Source organism: Streptomyces rhizoryzae (assembly GCF_023155275.1).
Classification (GTDB): Bacteria; Actinomycetota; Actinomycetes; order Streptomycetales; family Streptomycetaceae; genus Streptomyces; species Streptomyces rhizoryzae.
The window spans coordinates 91,018-109,449 of sequence record NZ_JALMUV010000027.1; the positions used below are offsets into that span (position 1 = coordinate 91,018).

General features: G+C 71.1%; 15 protein-coding genes. 11 read left to right on the plus strand and 4 right to left on the minus strand.

The annotated features are described in order from the left end of the window. Positions 1-299 precede the first annotated feature (299 nt). Positions 300-701, minus strand: coding sequence for a hypothetical protein (locus tag MUU72_RS21455; RefSeq protein WP_248014965.1), 402 nt, complete (start codon positions 699-701; stop codon positions 300-302). Between the two features lie 239 nt (positions 702-940). Here MUU72_RS21455 and MUU72_RS21460 point away from each other — a divergent pair, with 239 nt between their 5' ends. Continuing rightward, the gene (locus tag MUU72_RS21460) at positions 941-1,249 is read left to right on the plus strand and encodes a hypothetical protein (protein ID WP_248014966.1); all 309 of its coding nucleotides are present in this window, start codon (positions 941-943) and stop codon (positions 1,247-1,249) included. Then, positions 1,246-2,106: a WXG100 family type VII secretion target gene (locus tag MUU72_RS21465; RefSeq protein ID WP_248014967.1), complete on the plus strand. Its 861-nt coding sequence runs from the start codon at positions 1,246-1,248 to the stop codon at positions 2,104-2,106. The genes MUU72_RS21460 and MUU72_RS21465 overlap by 4 nt, the downstream gene beginning before the upstream one ends. 110 nt (positions 2,107-2,216) lie before the next feature. On the opposite strand, the gene eccCa is transcribed toward MUU72_RS21465, so the two are convergent. Further along, entirely contained in the window at positions 2,217-6,176 is a 3,960-nt protein-coding gene (eccCa, locus tag MUU72_RS21470) for a type VII secretion protein EccCa (RefSeq protein WP_248014968.1), read from the minus strand. A gap of 254 nt (positions 6,177-6,430) precedes the next feature. On the opposite strand from eccCa, the gene eccD reads away from it, so the two are divergent. From eccD to MUU72_RS21500, 6 genes are all read left to right on the plus strand, one after another. Beyond that, positions 6,431-7,897 carry a type VII secretion integral membrane protein EccD gene (eccD, locus tag MUU72_RS21475; protein WP_248014969.1) on the plus strand — a complete coding sequence of 489 codons (1,467 nt, stop codon included), beginning with the start codon at positions 6,431-6,433 and terminating at the stop codon, positions 7,895-7,897. A gap of 162 nt (positions 7,898-8,059) precedes the next feature. Next, positions 8,060-8,347 (plus strand): 30S ribosomal protein S15, encoded by a 288-nt coding sequence (gene rpsO / locus MUU72_RS21480; RefSeq protein WP_030624900.1) that lies wholly within the window; start codon positions 8,060-8,062, stop codon positions 8,345-8,347. A 295-nt stretch (positions 8,348-8,642) separates the two neighbouring features. Continuing rightward, positions 8,643-10,862 (plus strand): polyribonucleotide nucleotidyltransferase, encoded by a 2,220-nt coding sequence (locus MUU72_RS21485; protein WP_248014970.1) that lies wholly within the window; start codon positions 8,643-8,645, stop codon positions 10,860-10,862. Beyond that, positions 10,859-12,238, plus strand: a complete 1,380-nt coding sequence (locus tag MUU72_RS21490) for a M16 family metallopeptidase (protein WP_248014971.1) — start codon at positions 10,859-10,861, stop codon at positions 12,236-12,238. The genes MUU72_RS21485 and MUU72_RS21490 overlap by 4 nt, the downstream gene beginning before the upstream one ends. A 51-nt stretch (positions 12,239-12,289) precedes the next feature. Continuing rightward, positions 12,290-13,042, plus strand: a complete 753-nt coding sequence (dapB, locus tag MUU72_RS21495) for a 4-hydroxy-tetrahydrodipicolinate reductase (protein ID WP_248014972.1) — start codon at positions 12,290-12,292, stop codon at positions 13,040-13,042. A 5-nt stretch (positions 13,043-13,047) separates the two neighbouring features. Beyond that, on the plus strand, positions 13,048-13,524 hold the full coding sequence (locus MUU72_RS21500) for a tetratricopeptide repeat protein (RefSeq protein ID WP_248014973.1): 477 nt from the start codon (positions 13,048-13,050) through the stop codon (positions 13,522-13,524). Positions 13,525-13,601: 77 nt separating this feature from the next. Here MUU72_RS21500 and MUU72_RS21505 read toward each other — a convergent pair whose 3' ends face one another. Together MUU72_RS21505 and MUU72_RS21510 are read right to left on the minus strand one after the other, a co-directional pair. Continuing rightward, positions 13,602-14,156 carry an SCO5741 family PH domain-containing membrane protein gene (locus tag MUU72_RS21505; protein WP_248014974.1) on the minus strand — a complete coding sequence of 185 codons (555 nt, stop codon included), beginning with the start codon at positions 14,154-14,156 and terminating at the stop codon, positions 13,602-13,604. A gap of 116 nt (positions 14,157-14,272) precedes the next feature. Next, positions 14,273-14,512, minus strand: coding sequence for a hypothetical protein (locus MUU72_RS21510; protein WP_248014975.1), 240 nt, complete (start codon positions 14,510-14,512; stop codon positions 14,273-14,275). A gap of 230 nt (positions 14,513-14,742) precedes the next feature. Here MUU72_RS21510 and thyX point away from each other — a divergent pair, with 230 nt between their 5' ends. The 3 genes from thyX (at position 14,743) to MUU72_RS21525 (ending at position 18,378) form a co-directional block, all read left to right on the plus strand. Then, positions 14,743-15,489: an FAD-dependent thymidylate synthase gene (gene thyX / locus MUU72_RS21515; RefSeq protein WP_248014976.1), complete on the plus strand. Its 747-nt coding sequence runs from the start codon at positions 14,743-14,745 to the stop codon at positions 15,487-15,489. A gap of 190 nt (positions 15,490-15,679) precedes the next feature. Then, on the plus strand, positions 15,680-16,579 hold the full coding sequence (gene dapA, locus MUU72_RS21520; protein WP_248014977.1) for a 4-hydroxy-tetrahydrodipicolinate synthase: 900 nt from the start codon (positions 15,680-15,682) through the stop codon (positions 16,577-16,579). 113 nt (positions 16,580-16,692) lie between these two features. Continuing rightward, positions 16,693-18,378 (plus strand): ribonuclease J, encoded by a 1,686-nt coding sequence (locus MUU72_RS21525; protein WP_248014978.1) that lies wholly within the window; start codon positions 16,693-16,695, stop codon positions 18,376-18,378. Positions 18,379-18,432: the final 54 nt, after the last annotated feature.

Consider the following 18,432-nt stretch of genomic DNA (forward strand, 5'->3'; position numbering starts at 1 on the left):
CCTGGTATTTCCGGGTACTTCCGCGCATTTTCTCAGCGCTTCCCCGCAGATACCCGTACTTCGCCGTACTTCTCCGGCGCCCGGCCTCCCCGACCTTTCTCCGGATTCTTCACAGGATGCCGACCGGAGGCGGACGGTGAAAGATCAGGAATGGCCATATGCCGGGCCGGGCCGGGTGGTTCCGGCCGTGCGGGGGCCGCCGCCGGAGCCGGAAACGCGACGATCCGCCCTCCCGGACCGGCCGTACGGCCTGGGGAGAGCGGATCGGTCGCCGTGGCGGACGGGCGCCCGCCGGCGGGTCAGCGGTGGCCGCGGTTGCCGCCGCGGCGCGGGCCGGTGACGAGGTTGAGGCTCGGGCCGTCGCGCTCGGCGCGCTCGCGGTCCGCCTCTTCCTCCTGCTTCTTCTGCCACTCGGCGAACTTCGCGCGGGACTCCTCGCGCTCGGCCATCGTCTGGTCCTCGGCCGCCCGCCGGATCTGGGAGATCCGGTCGCCGAGGGCGTCCAGGTAACCGGGCGTCTCGATGGCCTCCTTCATGCCCATCCGGCCGGAGAGCACCTCCTTGGCCATCTCCTGGAGCTTGCCGCCCACATTGGGGTTGTCCGCGAGCACCTTCAGTGCCTTGCGCAGGCGGTGCGCCTGCTCGTGATCCTGGGCGACGTCCATCAGGTCCTCGTCCTGGATCTGCCGCTCATCGCTCATGTCTGCCCCCTTGTACGTGGTGGCACAGCAACCGCGCGTGCTGCACCGGCGTCCTTGAGTCTAATGACGAGTGCGAACGGGTCGTCAAGGCGGGGTTGTCGGTATTGCTGCATATTGCTCCGCGTCCCTTCTCCGCTCCGCGCGGAAGCCGCTTCGCGGGGGGCTTCGGGGCTATTGCGGGTGTGCTAGACCTGAGGCGATGTTCAGCAGGTCGCTGTCATTCAATTCGGGGAGAAATGATGTCCGATGAAGTCCGGCTCAGTACCGAGGCGCTGCACAAGCTCGGTACGACCTTCGAGATACGAGCGGAAGAACTGAGCCGGCAGCTGAGCGCATTCAGACGGCGCGCGGACGCCGACGCGCTCAGGGACGGTTTCGGCAGCGACGAGGCGGCCCGGCCCTACCGCGAGCTGTTCGAGCAGGCCGAGCGCGCGCTCACCCAGCTCCAGCAGCGGCTCGCCGAGGTCGGCGGCGGCATCAAGGAGACCGTCGCCAACACCCAGGCGGCCGAGGACGAGCTCGCCGAGATGATGCGGAGCGTCAAGTGACCGAACCACGGCGCAATCCCCACGCGCTGCACGAGGCGGCGGCCGGCTGGCGGGAGATGGGCAAGCATCTGGACGGCATGGTCCGCGACCTGGACCGGCACGTCGGCACCGCCGCAGCGGCCGACTGGCACGGTCCGGCCGGCGAGGCGTTCGCCGCCGAGTGGCACCAGCTGAAGCGGACGGTGGACGAATCCCTGCCGGCCTTCGAGCTGGCCGCGGCCGACCTGGACGGCGCGGCCGGCGCGGCACACCCGGGCACCGGCGGCGGGGACCACGAATCCTCCTCCGGGCACGCCGCGCCGCCCGCGCAGCAGACCTCGTCCGGCCCCGAGATGGCCTACGGCTTCATGGCGCTGGGGCAGCTCGCCAACGCCCTCGGCGGCTCGTTCGGCCGGCGCGGGCGCGGCGGCGGGGGCGGCCAGAGCCAGGTGCCGCAGCTGCGGCACCAGTGGGAGTCCTCCACGGCCGCGCACGGGCCCGACCCGTTCGGACCGCCCCGGGACGGCGAGGCCGCGACGCCCGGTGGCGCGGGCATCGCCAAGGGCGTCCGGACGAACCCGGCCGAGGCGCAGCGCGCGGCGGACGAGCGGGAGGCGAAGGCCGCCGCCGGGCAGAAGGCCGCCGAGCGGAAGGGGGCGTCCGGGACGGCGGACGGCCCCGAGCCGGCCGCGGAGCCGGCCGGTGCCAAGGCCGGCGAGCGGTCCGCGGCCGAGGAAGCCGGCAAGGGCGCGGGCAAGGACGCCGCCAAGGGCGCGGGCCAGGGCCCCGGCCGGAACGCGGCGCGGCCCGGCACCGACGAGCAGTCCGGCACCGCCCCGGCGGGCCCGGACGTCACCCAGCACGGCGCCTTCGGCTGACCCCGCCCGGCGCCCGGCCGTACGCGGCCGCACCCGGCGCCCGGACACGACGGCGGTGGGGCGCCCCTCCCAGGAGGGACGCCCCACCGCCGTTGCGCTGTCCGCGGCCGCTACCCGCCCAGCGGCAGGAAGCCCGTCTGGACGAGCTGCGCACCGCGCTTGCGGGTGATGAACATGCCACGTCCGGGCGTCAGCTGCTGGCCCTTGATGTTGCCCATCAGCGGACCCTCGGCCGGGTCCGCGGAGAGGATCAGGCCCTGCGCGCCGAGTTCCTTGGCGCGCTGCATCACCGGCTCGAACGACGACCGGCCGGCACCCGAGGAGCTGCGCGCCAGGATCAGGCGCAGACCCAGGTCGCGGGCGAACGGCAGGTACTCCAGCAGCGGCTGGAGCGGGTTGCCGCTGCTGGTCGCCACCAGGTCGTAGTCGTCGACGATCACGAACGCGTCCGGCAGGTCGTACCAGCTGCGGTTGCGCAGCTGCTCCGGCGTGACGTCCGGCCCCGGCATGCGCCGGCCCAGCGAACCGGCCAGCCCGCTGATGACCTCCTGGAGCTGCGGCCCCGCGGCACAGTACTTGTACATGTGCGACTCGGGGATCTCGCCGAGCAGCGCGCGCCGGTAGTCGGAGACCACCATCAGCGCCTTGTCGGACGGGTACCGCTCGGCGATCTGCTTGGCCAGCAGGCGCAGCAGCGACGACTTGCCGGACTCGCTCTCACCGTAGATGACCAGCAGCGGGTCGGTCTCGAAGTCGATGAACGCCGGGGACAGCGTGGTCTCGTCGACACCGATCGCGATGCCGTGCTCGGGGTAGTCGCCGCCCCGCGGCAGGTCCGAGGCGTGCAGCATGGTCGGCAGCATCCGCACCTTGGGGGCGGGCTCGCCCTGCCAGTGCTCGCTGACCGTCTGCACCAGGTTGGCGATGCCGTCGCTGAGGGTCTCCGGGTCGCTCATCCCGTCCACGCGCGGCAGCGCCGCCAGGAAGTCGAGCTTCTCCGGGGACAGACCGCGGCCCGGCTTGCCCATCGGGACGTTCTCCGCGCGCTTGCGGTCGAACTCCGACTCCATCGGGTCGCCCAGGCGCAGCTCCACGCGGTTGAGGAGCTGGTCGCGCAGGGCCGGCCGGACCTCGGTGTAGCGGGCCGCGCCGATGACCAGGTGGACACCGAAGCCCAGACCCCGGGCGGCGATGTCCAGGATCACCGGGTCGAGCTGCTCGTAGTCGGTCTTGAACGTCGCCCAGCCATCGATGATCAGGAAGACGTCGCCCCACTTCTCGTCGGGGAAGGTGCCCGCCGCCCGCCGCTGGCGGTACGTCGAGATGGAGTCGATGTTGTTGGCGCGGAAGAACTCCTCGCGCTGGTTGAGGATGCCGACGACCTCGGCGACCGTACGGCGGACCTTCTCCGCGTCCAGACGCGAGGCGACCCCGCCGACGTGCGGCAGGCCCTCCATGGTCAGCATGCCGCCGCCACCGAAGTCGAGGCAGTAGAACTGCACCTCGGCCGGGGTGTGGGTGAGCGCGAACGCCGCCATCATCGACCGCATCAGCGTGGACTTACCGGTCTGCGGACCACCGACGACCAGACCGTGACCGGCACCGGCGGAGAAGTCCAGGTACATCACGTCGCGCCGCTGCTCGAACGGCTTGTCCACCAGCGCGACCGGCACCACGAGCTTGCCCAGCGCGGTGTACTCCGGCGCGTGCACGCCCCGCTCGGGGGTGACCGCCAGGGCCGGCAGCAGCTGGTTGACCGTGGGCGGCTCCTCCAGCGGCGGCAGCCACACCTGGTGCGCCGGCGGGCCCTGGCCCTGCATCCGCTGGACCATCACGTCCAGGACGGTGTCGGCCAGCGCGTCGTCGATCTCCGGCGCGTCCGGCTCCAGCGGCGTCGGGTCCTCGATGATCTGCTCGATGACCGGGGCGGCGGTGAACGGCACCGGGAGCCGGTTGGCCCGGCCGCCCCCGCCGCCGGCGCGGCCGCCGCCGCCCGGACCGCGGTAGGTGCCGGACACGTACGCGGCCTTGAACTGCACCATCGTCTCGGTGTCGTACTTCAGGATGCCGGAACCGGGGACGTTGGGCAGGTGGTAGGCGTCGGGCACACCGATCGCGGTCCGCGACTCGGCGGCGGAGAAGGTCCGCAGACCGAGCCGGTAGGAGAGGAAGGTGTCCAGACCGCGCAGCTTGCCCTCTTCCAGACGCTGCGAGGCGAGGAGCATGTGCACACCCATCGAACGGCCGATACGGCCGATCTGGATGAACATCTCGATGAAGTCGGGCTTGGCGGCGAGCAGCTCGGAGAACTCGTCGATGATCATCACCAGCGACGGCAGCGGGTCCAGCGGAGCGCCGGCGGCCCGCGCCTTCTCGTAGTCGGTGATGTTGGCGTAGTTGCCCGCCGAGCGCAGCAGCTCCTGGCGGCGCTGGAGTTCACCGGTGATCGAGTCGCGCATGCGGTCGATCAGCGTGACGTCCTCACCGAGGTTGGTGATGACCGCCGCGACGTGCGGCATGTCCGCCATACCCGTGAAGGTGGCGCCACCCTTGAAGTCGGCGAGGATGAAGTTGAGGGTCTCCGAGGAGTGGGTCACCGCGAGCGCGAGCACCAGGGTGCGCAGCACCTCGGACTTACCGGAACCGGTCGCACCGACACACAGGCCGTGCGGGCCCATGCCCTGCTGCGAGGCTTCCTTGATGTCCAGCATGACCGGCTGGCCGTCGCGGTCGACACCGATCGGCACCCGCAGCCGCTCGGCCAGCGTCCGGGGCCGCCAGGTCTTGGAGACGTCCAGCGTGCCGGCGTCGCCGATGTTGAGCAGGTCGGTGAAGTCCAGCGCGGACAGCAGCGGTTCCTCACCGTCGGCACCCGAACCGGCGCGCAGCGGGGCCAGCTGACGGGCCAGCGCCTCCGCCTCGGCGATCGACAGGGTGTCGCACACCCCGTGGTAGACCGCGCCGCTCGCCGACTCCAGCACCAGCTTGCCCGGCCACACCTGCACGGCCAGCCCGCCGCGGATCTCGTCCAGGTCGCCCGGCACGATCTCCAGGATGGTGACGCCCTGGAGGCCCTCGGCGCCGGCGATCACCGAGTCCATCGGGACCTCGCCGCCGTCCAGCACGATGACCACGTGCGGGGTGTCGGTCACCGGCGGGCCCTGCGGGTTGAACCGCCCGCGCCCCTCCAGCTCGTCGGCGAGCAGCTCCTCGATCTCACCGAGGTCGCCGACCACCAGCCGGCGGGTGCCGGCGCCGTCGGTGGTCTTGTCCTGGACCTGCGGCAGCCACTTGGTCCACTCCCACTCGGCCTGCGCACCCGGCGCGGCGACGACCGCCACGACCAGGTCCTCGGGGGAGTGCAGGGTGCACAGCTGGGCGAGGATGGACCGCGAGGTGCCGTAGACGGTGTCCGGGTCGCCGGAGACCGTCAGGTGGTAGAAGGCGCGCAGCGACACCGCCAGCGGGAGGTTCTCCAGGTGGCCGTGCTTGTCGAGGAACTCCTTCATCGCGTGCGCGGTCAGCGGCTCCAGCTCGTCGACCGGAGCGGTCTCCGGCGCCCGCAGCGGGGTGGCCAGCTGCTGGGGGCCCAGCCCCAGGCGCACCTGGGCGAAGTCCGGGTCGTTCGCCCGGCGTTCCCACACCCGTTTGCCCTCGGCCACGATGGACCACAGCTGGCTGGGGTCGGGATGGGTGAACAGTTGCGCGTCACGCTGCCGCCGGGCGGTGCGCCGCACCTCTTTCCGCTTCTGCGCAAGGTACTTGAGGTAGTCCTGGCGCTCCTGCACCATCTGTCCGGACGGACCCTGGCGGGCCTTGACGATCTGCATGATCGCCATCGCCAGTGTGGAGGCCACCATGAAACCGCCCATGATCTTCATGAACGGCTGGTTCCCCATGAAGAGGAAGCCTGCCGACGAGGCCATGCCCATCATGGGCATGAAGGTCATCAGCAGGTTCTCCGGCTCGCCCTCGCGGGGCAGCTCCGGAGGCGCCTCAAGTACCACCTCCTCCGAGGGGACTTCAGGTGGTAGCGCGCGGGGCGGGCGCTTGACGATGACAACGCTCACCGAGGCATCAGTCCTTCATGCATCTCGCAGTCTCGGACCGCCCCCGTTGGATTCGACGGTCCCCCGAGCCAAGTCCTTGGCCCGACGCAGGCGTTGATCCTACTGTTACGCGTCAAGTCAAGGGGTGGGTGGGGCAGGGCCCCGATCGGACGGTACGCTGACGCCCCGCGAGCGCGCCACAGCCCGGTGAGGACTGCCCTCTATATAGGGAGCGCGCCGCGACAAAACGCCCAACGGATAGGGGGAACCGCCAGGTGAGCACGAGCACTGGCACCGGCTTCTGCCGGGTCACGGTCGCCGCGCCGGATGCACGGATCGACGTGGCGCTGCCGGAGGACGTGGCACTCGTCGATATCTACCCGGAGATCCTGCGGCTCTCCGGGCAGTCCCAGGCCGAGGGCGCCCCGACCGGTTATCACCTCGTACGCCGCGACGGCACGGTCCTCGACGCCGGCCAGTCGCTCGCCCAGCAGCAGATCCTCGACGGCGACCTGCTGCTGCTCAAGCCGTTCGCCGAATCGCTGCCGCTGCCGGTCTTCGACGACGTCTCGGACGCCATCGCCTCCGCGGTCAAGCAGAACCGCAGCCGCTGGAGCGACGACCTGATGCGCGTCGTCGGCCTGAGCGCCGGTGTGCTGCTGCTGGTGATGATGGCGTTCGCCCTGTGGTTCTCGAACCCCGTCGACCGCGACATGCACCGCCTCCCCGGCATCATCGCCGGCGTCGTCGGCGTGGTGCTGGTCGCCCTGGCCGGCGTCCGCGCCCGGGTCTACGACGACCACGCCTCCTCCATCGCGCTGGGCCTGGCGTCCCTGCCGCACCTGCTCATCGCGGGCTCCGGCATCTTCCCCGTCGACCCGGGCGCGGGCCCGGGCCGGCTCCACCTGCTCGTCGGCTGCGTGACGGTCCTGATCGCCTCGGTGCTGCTGGTGGTCCTGCTGCCGCGCGGTGACGCCCCCTTCGTCGCGGCCGCCTTCCTGTCCGCCATCGGCACCCTCGCGGTCTTCGCCGCGATCCTCACCGACGCCGCGCCGAGCGAGGTCGCCGCGGTCACCGCCGTGGTCTCCATCGCCATGGTCGCCTGGCTGCCCGGCCTCTCCGCCCGCTTCGCCCGCCTGCCCATCGGCTACCGCTCGCCCGACCAGATCGCCAAGGGCGCCCTGGAGTCCGGCTCCTCCGAGACCGAGTCCGTCGACTTCGTCAAGATCGGCAACCAGGCCAAGCGCGGCCACGAACTCCTGCTCGGCCTGGTCGCCGGCTGCTCCGCCCTGGTCGTCGGCTCCGCCGGTGTCGTCCTGGGCTTCTCCGACAACGTCTGGGCCCAGGTCCTGGCGATGGCCGCGGGCATCACGATCATGCTGCGCGCCCGGCTCTTCGACTACACCGCCCAGGTCGCCTGCCTGACCGTGGCCGGCATCCTCACCATCGTGCTGCTCATCCTGGGCATCGCGCTGCACCCGCCGACGGACATCTTCGTCACCCTGGAGCGCTTCCAGGACGCCGGCCCGCTCAACGTCCGCACCGTCTGGTTCTCCAGCAGCATCGCGGTGGGCGCCGCCCTGCTGGTCGGCGTCGGCCTGGTCGTCCCGAAGAAGGGCGTCACCCCCTTCTGGGGCCGGATCTTCGACATCTTCGACGGCCTGGTCCTGCTGTCCCTGGTGCCGCTGTGCCTGGCGGTCCTCGACGTCTACAGCACCGTGCGCGGCCTGACCAGCAGCTGACGGCGCCACCGGCACCCGCCCGTCGGCGAGCGGCCCCCGACCACCCGGTCGGGGGCCGCCGTGCCAGCTGGTACGCTGTGTGACGGTCCATTCGAGTCATCCGACGATTCCCTGTGAAGCAGACCAGGGGCGCTCATGGACCGCAACCATCGAGGAGTACGCGTGTCGCTCGACGCCGCAACGAAGAAGCAGATCATGGCCGAGTTCGCCACCAAGGAGGGTGACACCGGCTCCCCCGAGGTCCAGGTTGCGCTGCTCTCCCGCCGCATCTCGGACCTGACCGAGCACCTCAAGACCCACAAGCACGACCACCACTCCCGCCGTGGTCTGCTGCTGCTGGTCGGCCAGCGCCGCCGCCTGCTGCAGTACCTGGCGAAGAAGGACATCACCCGCTTCCGCCAGCTGGTGGAGCGGCTGGGCATCCGCCGCGGCGCGGCGGGCGCCAAGTAAGACGGCGTAAAGGGAGCGGTTCCCACCGGGGGCCGCTCCCTTTGCCGTACGCACCGGACACCGGTACCGCCGCGCGGTGGACGGAAGCTTTGTAGTCTGGTGCCATATCGCAAAAGCGAACGCGGTAGAGCGCCCTTTGGCCGCCGGTCCTCGGTAGTGGCCCCCGGACGGCCCATGGTCCCCACCATGCGGCAGTACCCCGGGTGCTTCGATCGAAGACCGGCCCGCACCGGCGCTCCACCGAAGACGGTCCCCTGCCACACGGGCAGCGGACGCAGACGAGGAGATATTCCTGGTGGAGAACGAGACCCACTACGCCGAAGCCGTGATCGACAACGGTTCCTTCGGCACCCGCACCATCCGCTTCGAGACGGGCCGCCTGGCCAAGCAGGCCGCCGGCTCCGCCGTGGCCTACCTGGACGACGACACCATGGTGCTGTCGGCCACCACCGCCTCCAAGCAGCCGAAGGACCAGCTGGACTTCTTCCCGCTGACCGTCGACGTCGAGGAGCGGATGTACGCAGCCGGCAAGATCCCCGGCTCCTTCTTCCGCCGTGAGGGCCGCCCCTCCGAGGACGCCATCCTCACCTGCCGCCTCATCGACCGCCCGCTGCGCCCGTCCTTCAAGAAGGGCCTGCGGAACGAGATCCAGATCGTCGAGACGATCATGGCGCTCAACCCCGACCACCTCTACGACGTGGTCGCCATCAACGCCGCCTCCTGCTCCACGCAGCTGGCCGGCCTGCCCTTCTCCGGCCCGATCGGCGGCACCCGCGTCGCCCTGATCAACGGCCAGTGGGTGGCGTTCCCCACCCACACCGAGCTGGAGGACGCGGTCTTCGACATGGTCGTGGCCGGCCGGGTGCTGCCCGACGGCGACGTCGCGATCATGATGGTCGAGGCCGAGGCCACCGAGAAGACCGTCCAGCTGGTCAAGGGCGGCGCCGAGGCCCCCACCGAGGAGGTCGTGGCCGCCGGTCTGGAGGCCGCCAAGCCCTTCATCAAGGTCCTGTGCAAGGCCCAGGCCGACCTCGCCGCCAAGGCCGCCAAGCCGACCGGTGAGTTCCCGATCTTCCTCGACTACCAGGACGACGTCCTGGAGGCCCTCACCAAGGCCGTCAAGGACGAGCTCGGCCAGGCGCTGACCATCGCCGGCAAGCAGGAGCGCGAGACCGAGCTGGACCGCGTCAAGGCGCTGGCCGCCGAGAAGCTCCTGCCGGAGTTCGAGGGCCGCGAGAAGGAGATCTCCGCCGCGTACCGCTCGCTGACCAAGACCCTGGTCCGGGAGCGCGTCATCAAGGAGAAGAAGCGCATCGACGGCCGCGGCGTGACGGACATCCGCACGCTCGCCGCCGAGGTCGAGGCGATCCCGCGGGTCCACGGCTCGGCGCTCTTCGAGCGCGGCGAGACCCAGATCCTGGGCGTCACCACCCTCAACATGCTCCGCATGGAGCAGCAGCTGGACACCCTCTCCCCGGTGACCCGCAAGCGCTACATGCACAACTACAACTTCCCGCCGTACTCCACCGGTGAGACCGGCCGCGTCGGCTCCCCCAAGCGCCGCGAGATCGGCCACGGTGCCCTCGCCGAGCGTGCGCTCGTGCCGGTGCTGCCCACCCGCGAGGAGTTCCCCTACGCGATCCGCCAGGTCTCCGAGGCGCTGGGCTCCAACGGCTCGACGTCCATGGGCTCGGTCTGCGCCTCCACGATGTCGCTGATGAACGCCGGTGTGCCGCTCAAGGCCCCGGTCGCCGGCATCGCGATGGGCCTGATCTCCCAGGAGATCGACGGTGAGACGCACTACGTCACCCTCACCGACATCCTCGGTGCCGAGGACGCCTTCGGCGACATGGACTTCAAGGTCGCCGGCACCAAGGAGTTCGTCACCGCGCTCCAGCTCGACACCAAGCTCGACGGCATCCCCGCCTCGGTCCTGGCCGCCGCGCTGAAGCAGGCCCGCGACGCCCGCCTGCACATCCTCGACGTGATGAACGAGGCCATCGACGTCCCCGACGAGATGTCCCCGAACGCGCCGCGGATCATCACCGTCAAGATCCCGGTGGACAAGATCGGCGAGGTCATCGGCCCCAAGGGCAAGATGATCAACCAGATCCAGGAGGACACCGGCGCCGACATCACGATCGAGGACGACGGCACCATCTACATCGGTGCCGCCGACGGCCCGGCCGCCGAGGCCGCCCGCGCCACGATCAACGGCATCGCCAACCCGACCATGCCCGAGGTCGGCGAGCGCTACCTCGGCACGGTCGTCAAGACCACCACCTTCGGTGCGTTCGTCTCCCTGCTCCCGGGCAAGGACGGCCTGCTGCACATCTCGCAGATCCGCAAGCTCGCCGGCGGCAAGCGCGTGGAGAACGTCGAGGACGTGCTCGGCGTCGGCGCCAAGGTCCAGGTCGAGATCGCCGAGATCGACCAGCGCGGCAAGCTCTCGCTGATCCCGGTCATCGAGGAAGAAGACACGGCAGCCGACACGAAGGACGACTCCGACAAGTGACGTCCCGTACGTTCACGACGACGGCCCGCCCCTCCTCGGAGGGGCGGGCCGTCGCCCGTACCCAAACGCTTCTGAAGGGCGCCGCGGGCGCCGGCACGGTCCGCCGCACCACGCTCCCCGGCGGACTGCGCGTGGTCACCGAGACGCTGCCCACCGTCCGCTCCGTCACCTTCGGGATCTGGGCGCACGTGGGCTCCCGCGACGAGACCCCATCCCTGAACGGCGCCACCCACTACCTGGAGCACCTGCTCTTCAAGGGCACCGACCGCCGCTCCGCGCTGGACATCTCCGCCGCGGTCGACGCCGTCGGCGGCGAGATGAACGCCTTCACGGCCAAGGAGTACACCTGCTACTACGCGCGGGTGCTCGACGCCGACCTGCCGCTGGCCATCGACGTGGTCTGCGACATGCTCACCGGCTCGCTGATCGACACCGAGGACGTGGACGCCGAGCGGGGGGTGATCCTCGAAGAGATCGCGATGACCGAGGACGACCCGGGCGACTGCGTGCACGACCTGTTCGCCCAGACCATGCTCGGCGACACCCCGCTGGGCCGCCCCGTCCTGGGCACCGTCGACACCGTCAACGCGCTCACCGCACCCCGGATCCGCCGCTTCTACAAGAAGCACTACGACCCCACCCACCTGGTCGTCACCGCCGCCGGCAACGTCGACCACGCCAAGGTCGTCCGCCTGGTCCGCCGGGCCTTCGAGCGGGCCGGCGCACTGGACCGGTCCGACGCCGTCCCGGTCGCCCCGCGCACCGGCAGCCGCGCCATCCGCACCGCCGGCCGGGTCGATCTGCTCGGCCGCAAGACCGAGCAGGCCCACGTGGTCCTCGGCGTCCCGGGGATGTCCCGCACCGACGACCGGCGCTGGGCGATGGGCGTGCTGAACACCGCCCTGGGCGGCGGGATGAGCTCCCGGCTCTTCCAGGAGGTCCGCGAGAAGCGCGGCCTGGCCTACAGCGTGTACTCCTTCACCTCGGGCTTCGCCGACTGCGGGCTGTTCGGCGTCTACGCCGGCTGCCGCCCCAACCAGGTCCACGACGTCCTGAAGATCTGCCGCGACGAGCTCGACACGGTCGCCGCCGAGGGCCTGACCGACGACGAGATCCGCCGGGCCATCGGCCAGCTGCGCGGCTCCACCGTCCTCGGCCTGGAGGACACCGGCGCCCTGATGCACCGGCTCGGCAAGAGCGAGCTGTGCTGGGGCGAGCACATGTCGGTCGACGAGATGCTGGCCCGGATATCGGCGGTGACCCCGGACGAGGTCCGCGAGGTGGCCCGTGATGTCCTGGGCGCACGCCCCTCGCTGTCCGTCATCGGCCCCCTGAAGGACCGGCAGGCGGCCCGCCTGGACGACGCCGTCGCGTAAGGCGGCGGCGTCAGCGGGCTGCCGCCCACCACCGAGAGAGAACGGAAAACGATGAGCAAGCTGCGCGTGGCCGTCCTGGGCGCCAAGGGCCGCATCGGCTCCGAGGCCGTACGGGCCGTCGAGGCCGCCGACGACATGGAGCTGGTCGCGGCCCTGGGCCGGGGTGATTCCCTGGAGGCGCTGGTGGAGTCCGGCGCCCAGGTCGCGGTCGAACTCACCACGCCCGACGCGGTGATGGACAACCTCGGCTTCTGCCTCCGGCACGGCATCCACGGCGTGGTCGGCACCACCGGCTGGACCGACGAGCGCCTCGCGCAGCTGCGCACCTGGCTGGACGACGCCCCCGGCACGGGTGTGCTGATCGCCCCGAACTTCTCCATCGGCGCGGTGCTGACCACGAAGTTCGCGCAGGCCGCGGCCCGCTTCTTCGAGTCCGCCGAGATCGTCGAGCTGCACCACCCGAACAAGGCGGACGCCCCGTCCGGCACCGCCGCCCGCACCGCCGAGCTGATCGCGCAGGCGCGCGCGCAGGCCGGCTGCCCGCCCCAGCCGGACGCCACCACCACCGCGCTGGACGGCGCCCGCGGCGCGGACGTCTCCGGCGTCCCGGTGCACTCGGTGCGGCTGCGCGGCCTGCTGGCGCACCAGGAGGTGCTGCTCGGCGGGGTGGGGGAGACCCTCACCATCCGCCACGACTCGCTGCACCACAGCAGCTTCATGCCGGGCATCCTGCTCGGCGTGCGCCGCGTGGTGGACACCCCGGGCCTGACGGTGGGCCTGGAGAACTTCCTCGATCTGGACTGACGGACATGGGCGGAAAGATCACCTACATCTTCCTCGCCACCGTGCTGGTGCTGGTCTTCGGCGTGGTGGCGATGGAGGGCGTCCTGCTGCTGCTGACGGGCGAACCGGCGGCCATGGGCATGGGCGCAGTGGCCTTCGTCCTGCCGTGCCTGGGCGCCTGGTTCCTGTGGGCCAACACCCGCTTCGCCCGCGACGCGAACCGGCTCGCCGGCGAACTGGCGGCGGAGGGCGGCCTGCCGGCCGACGACCTCGCCCGCACCCCCGGCGGCCGGATCGACCGGGACGCGGCCGACGCGGTCTTCGCCCGGCGGCAGGCCGAGACCGAGGAGGCGCCCGGCGACTGGCGCACGTGGTTCCGGCTCGCCGTGGCCTACCGGGACGCCCGGGACACCCCGCGCGCCCGCAAGGCGATGCAGCGCGCCATCGCCCTGCACGACGGCCGGCCGGTCCCCGGCGACCGCCGGCCCGCCCGGACCGGCTGAGCGCCCCCGCAACAGCACACGGCCGCCCGGGCCCGTACAGCAGCAGCCGTACGGGCCCGGGCGGCCGTTGTGCGGGGTCAGGGGCGGTACTCGTCCGCCCACGCCTCCAGGACGTCCGCGGCCCGCTCGAATCCCTCCGGGCGGCCCAGGAAGTCCGCGCCGTGGTCGGTCAGCAGGGCCCGCAGCGGCTCGCCCCGCAGCCGCTCGACGCGCAGCGCCTGGCCCTGCACCGTCCGCGGCAGCCCGAGCCAGCGCACCGGCTGCTGGACGGTGCGGACCGCGGCGACCGCGGACCACGGCAGGGTGGTGGTGCGCAGCAGGTGCACCTGGCGCAGCCCCTGGGAGCTGACCCACACCCCGGCCCGTACCAGCCGCAGGGCCAGTGCGATCACCAGCAGTCCGGCCGCGGCGCAGACCGCCGCCCCGGCCGGCGCGCCGGCCAGGGCGATGATCAGCGCCGAGAGCAGCACGAACGACGCGAGCAGCAGAAACACCGCCGCCGCCCCCACGCGCCACGGTCCGGGGCGGTAGGGGCGGCGCCAGTGGTCGGGGCCGTCGTAGGGCGGGGGCACCGGATCCGCGCGGCCGTCGGCCCGGAGGGCGCGGTCGGCCGTCAGGAAAGGCAGGGGCACGGCTGGTCCTCACTCGGGGCTGGCCGGCACACAAGGCGTGCCGGCGGGAGCGTGAGCGGTGAGGCTATCGGGAGCGGCGGAGCGGAACCACCCGGTGGCCCGCTCCGCCCGCCGGCTCAGTGGTGCGCGGCCTCGGACTGGTGCACCCCGGTCGCGCCGGAGGTGTCCTGCTGGAGGGCGGGGAGCCCGAACAGCAGGGCGCCGGTCAGGCCGCCCACCACGGTGAGGGTGATCAGGGACTGGCCGAGGAACTGCGCGCGCGAGGGACGCGGGCGCGGCGGGGGTGTGACATTGCTGCGGAACCGGTCTGCTTCGGCAACGAAGGCGAACGGGACGGGCTCTCGCCGGCGGAACATGAGGGGCTCTCCTTGGAACCTCGAAGTGGGCACTGTCACAGGTAGAGACGGTTGAGGCGTCCGTTTGGTGCCCGTTTCCCGTTACTTCTGTGAAAAATATCAACCGCCGTCCGCGCGGCGGCATCCGGGGTCCGTTTTGTCGCTAACGCGGCATCAGCTGGCATTTCCCGGCCTGTCAGTGGCGGGCCGTAGGCTGGACGCGCACGAGGATCGAACGGAAGGAACCGCCGGTGACCCACACCCCCGACAGCGCCGAGAGCGCACCCGTCAGCTTCCGCAGCGAGGTGACGGTCGAGCTGGTCAAGCACAGCGCCGCGGACAGCGACGTGCTGTGGGCGGCCCGGGTCTCCACGGCCGGCGAGCAGTCCCTGGAAGAGCTCCAGAAGGACCCGGAGCGCTCGAAGGGCCTGATCAACTTCCTGATGCGCGACCGGCACGGCAGCCCGTTCGAGCACAACTCCATGACCTTCTTCATCAGTGCGCCGATCTTCGTCTTCCGCGAGTTCATGCGCCACCGCGTCGGCTGGTCGTACAACGAGGAGTCCGGCCGGTACCGCCGGCTGGACCCGGTCTTCTACGTCCCCGGCGCGTCCCGCAAGCTGGTCCAGCAGGGCCGCCCCGGCAAGTACGAGTTCGTCGAGGGCACCCCGGAGCAGCACGACCTCACCGGCCGCGCCATGACCGACTCCTACCGCCAGGCGTACGCCGCGTACCAGGAGATGCTCGCCGCCGGCGTGGCCCGCGAGGTCGCCCGTTCGGTCCTCCCCGTCGGTCTGTACTCCTCGATGTACGCCACCTGCAACGCCCGCTCCCTGATGCACTTCCTCGGCCTGCGCACCCAGCACGAGCAGGCGAAGGTGCCGTCCTTCCCGCAGCGCGAGATCGAGATGGTCGGCGAGCAGATGGAGGCCCACTGGGCCGCGCTCATGCCGCTGACCTACGCGGCCTTCAACGCGAACGGCCGCATCGCCCCGTAGCGCGCCGGAGGGACCCCGGAACACCGGGATACCCGTCCGAAGTGTCCGGATTGCGGCATTTTGAGAAGTTCATCTACGCTGAACAAACGGACCCGGCACTGCTTGAACCCCCGAGCAGGCAGTGCCGGAGTCCACATCCTTGGCTCCCCAGAGGCACACCCCGCGGCGCCCTACGAGTAGCGTGGGACCCATGGCTCCGACTTCCACACCGCAGACCCCCTTCGGGCGGGTGCTGACCGCCATGGTCACGCCGTTCACGGCGGATGGCGCTCTCGACCTCGACGGCGCGCAGCGGCTCGCCGCCCACCTGGTGGACGCCGGCAACGACGGCATCGTCGTCAACGGCACCACCGGTGAGTCCCCGACCACCAGTGACGCCGAGAAAGCCCAGCTGGTCCGCGCCGTGGTCGAAGCCGTCGGCGACCGCGCCTTCGTCGTCGCCGGAGCCGGCACCAACGACACCCGGCACAGCGTCGAGCTGTCCCGCGCCGCCCAGGACGCCGGCGCGCACGGCCTGCTCGCCGTCACGCCGTACTACAGCAAGCCCCCGCAGGAGGGCCTGCTGCGCCACTTCACGGCGATCGCGGACGCCACCGACCTGCCCGTGATGCTCTACGACATCCCCGGCCGCAGCGGCGTCCCGATCAACACCGAGACCATGGTCCGGCTCGCCGAGCACCCGCGGATCGTGGCCAACAAGGACGCCAAGGGCGACCTCGGCCGCGCCAGCTGGGCCATCGCGCGCTCCGGCCTGGCCTGGTACAGCGGCGATGACATGCTCAACCTCCCGCTGCTCTCGGTCGGCGCGGTCGGCTTCGTCTCGGTCGTCGCCCATGTCGTCACCCCCGAGCTGCGCGCCCTGCTCGACGCCCACCTCACCGGTGACGTCACCAAGGCGGCGGAGATCCACCAGAAGCTGCTGCCGGTCTTCACCGGCATGTTCCGCACCCAGGGCGTGATCACCACCAAGGCCGCCCTCGGCCTCCAGGGCCTGCCCGCCGGACCGCTGCGGCTCCCGCTGGTCGAGCTCTCCCCCGAGGAGACCGAGCAGCTCAAGCGCGATCTCGCCGCCGGCGGGGTACAGCTCTAGACACAGACTTCATAACTGCATACGGACCAACAACCGCCACACAGCAAGTGCACGAATGTCATGCGCGCCACGTGCCCCGACGGCAGCGTGGCGCGCATGGTGAGGAGAGTCTTTTGAGTCATCCGCACCCCGAGCTCGGCGCTCCGCCGAAGCTTCCCGAGGGCGGCCTCCGGGTCACCCCGCTCGGCGGCCTGGGCGAGATCGGCCGCAACATGACGGTCTTCGAGTACGGCGGCCGGTTGCTGATCGTCGACTGCGGAGTGCTCTTCCCCGAGGAGGAGCAGCCCGGAATCGACCTGATCCTCCCGGACTTCACGTCCATCAGGGACCGCCTCGACGACATCGACGGCATCGTGCTCACGCACGGCCACGAGGACCACATCGGAGGTGTCCCCTTCCTCCTCCGGGAGAAGCCGGACATCCCGCTGATCGGCTCCAAGCTGACCCTCGCCCTCATCGAGGCCAAGCTCCAGGAGCACCGGATCCGCCCGTACACCCTTGAGGTCGCCGAGGGCGACCGCGAGCGGCTCGGGCCCTTCGACTGCCAGTTCGTCGCCGTCAACCACTCCATCCCGGACGCCCTCGCGGTGGCCGTCCGCACCCCCGCGGGCATGGTCGTCCACACCGGCGACTTCAAGATGGACCAGCTCCCGCTGGACCGCCGGCTGACCGACCTCCCGACGTTCGCCAAGCTCGGCGAGGAGGGCATCGACCTCCTCCTCACCGACTCCACGAACGCCGAGGTCCCGGGCTTCGTCCCGCCCGAGCGCGACATCTCCAACGTGCTCCGGCAGGTCTTCGCGAGCGCCCGCAAGCGGATCATCGTGGCCAGCTTCGCCAGCCACGTGCACCGCATCCAGCAGATCCTGGACGCCGCCCACGAGTACGGCCGCCGGGTCGCCTTCGTCGGCCGCTCGATGGTCCGCAACATGGGCATCGCCCGCGAACTGGGCTACCTCAACGTCCCCGCTGGCCTGGTCGTCGACGTCAAGACCCTCGACGACCTCCCGGACGACGAGGTCGTGCTGGTCTGCACCGGCTCGCAGGGTGAGCCGATGGCCGCCCTCTCCCGGATGGCCAACCGCGACCACCAGATCCGCATCGTCCAGGGCGACACGGTCATCCTGGCCTCGTCCCTCATCCCCGGGAACGAGAACGCGGTCTACCGCGTGATCAACGGCCTCAGCCGCTGGGGCGCCAACGTGGTCCACAAGGGCAACGCCAAGGTCCACGTCTCGGGCCACGCCTCGGCCGGCGAGCTGCTGTACTTCTACAACATCTGCAAGCCGCGGAACCTCATGCCGGTGCACGGCGAATGGCGCCACCTGCGCGCCAACGCCGAGCTGGGCGCCTTGACGGGCATCCCCAAGGATCGCATCGTCATCGCCGAGGACGGCGTGGTCGTCGACCTGGTCGACGGCATCGCCAGGATCAGCGGCAAGGTCCAGGCCGGCTACGTCTACGTCGACGGCCTCTCGGTCGGCGATGTCACCGAGACCCACCTCAAGGACCGCCGCATCCTCGGCGACGAGGGGATCATCTCGGTCTTCGTGGTCGTGGACAGCAGCACCGGCAAGACCGTCGGCGGGCCCAACATCCACGCCCGCGGTTCCGGTATCGACGACGAGGCGTTCGTGGGCGTCGCCCCGAAGATCGACGAGGCCCTGGCCAAGGCGGCCCAGGACGGCATCGCCGAGCCGCACCAGCTCCAGCAGCTGATCCGCCGCGCGGTCGGCAAGTGGGTGTCGGACAACTACCGCCGCCGCCCGATGATCCTGCCCGTGGTCGTCGAGGTCTGACGGACGGGTCGTAGGACGGTCCTCAAGTAGGAGCGGGGGGCCAGGATTTGCATC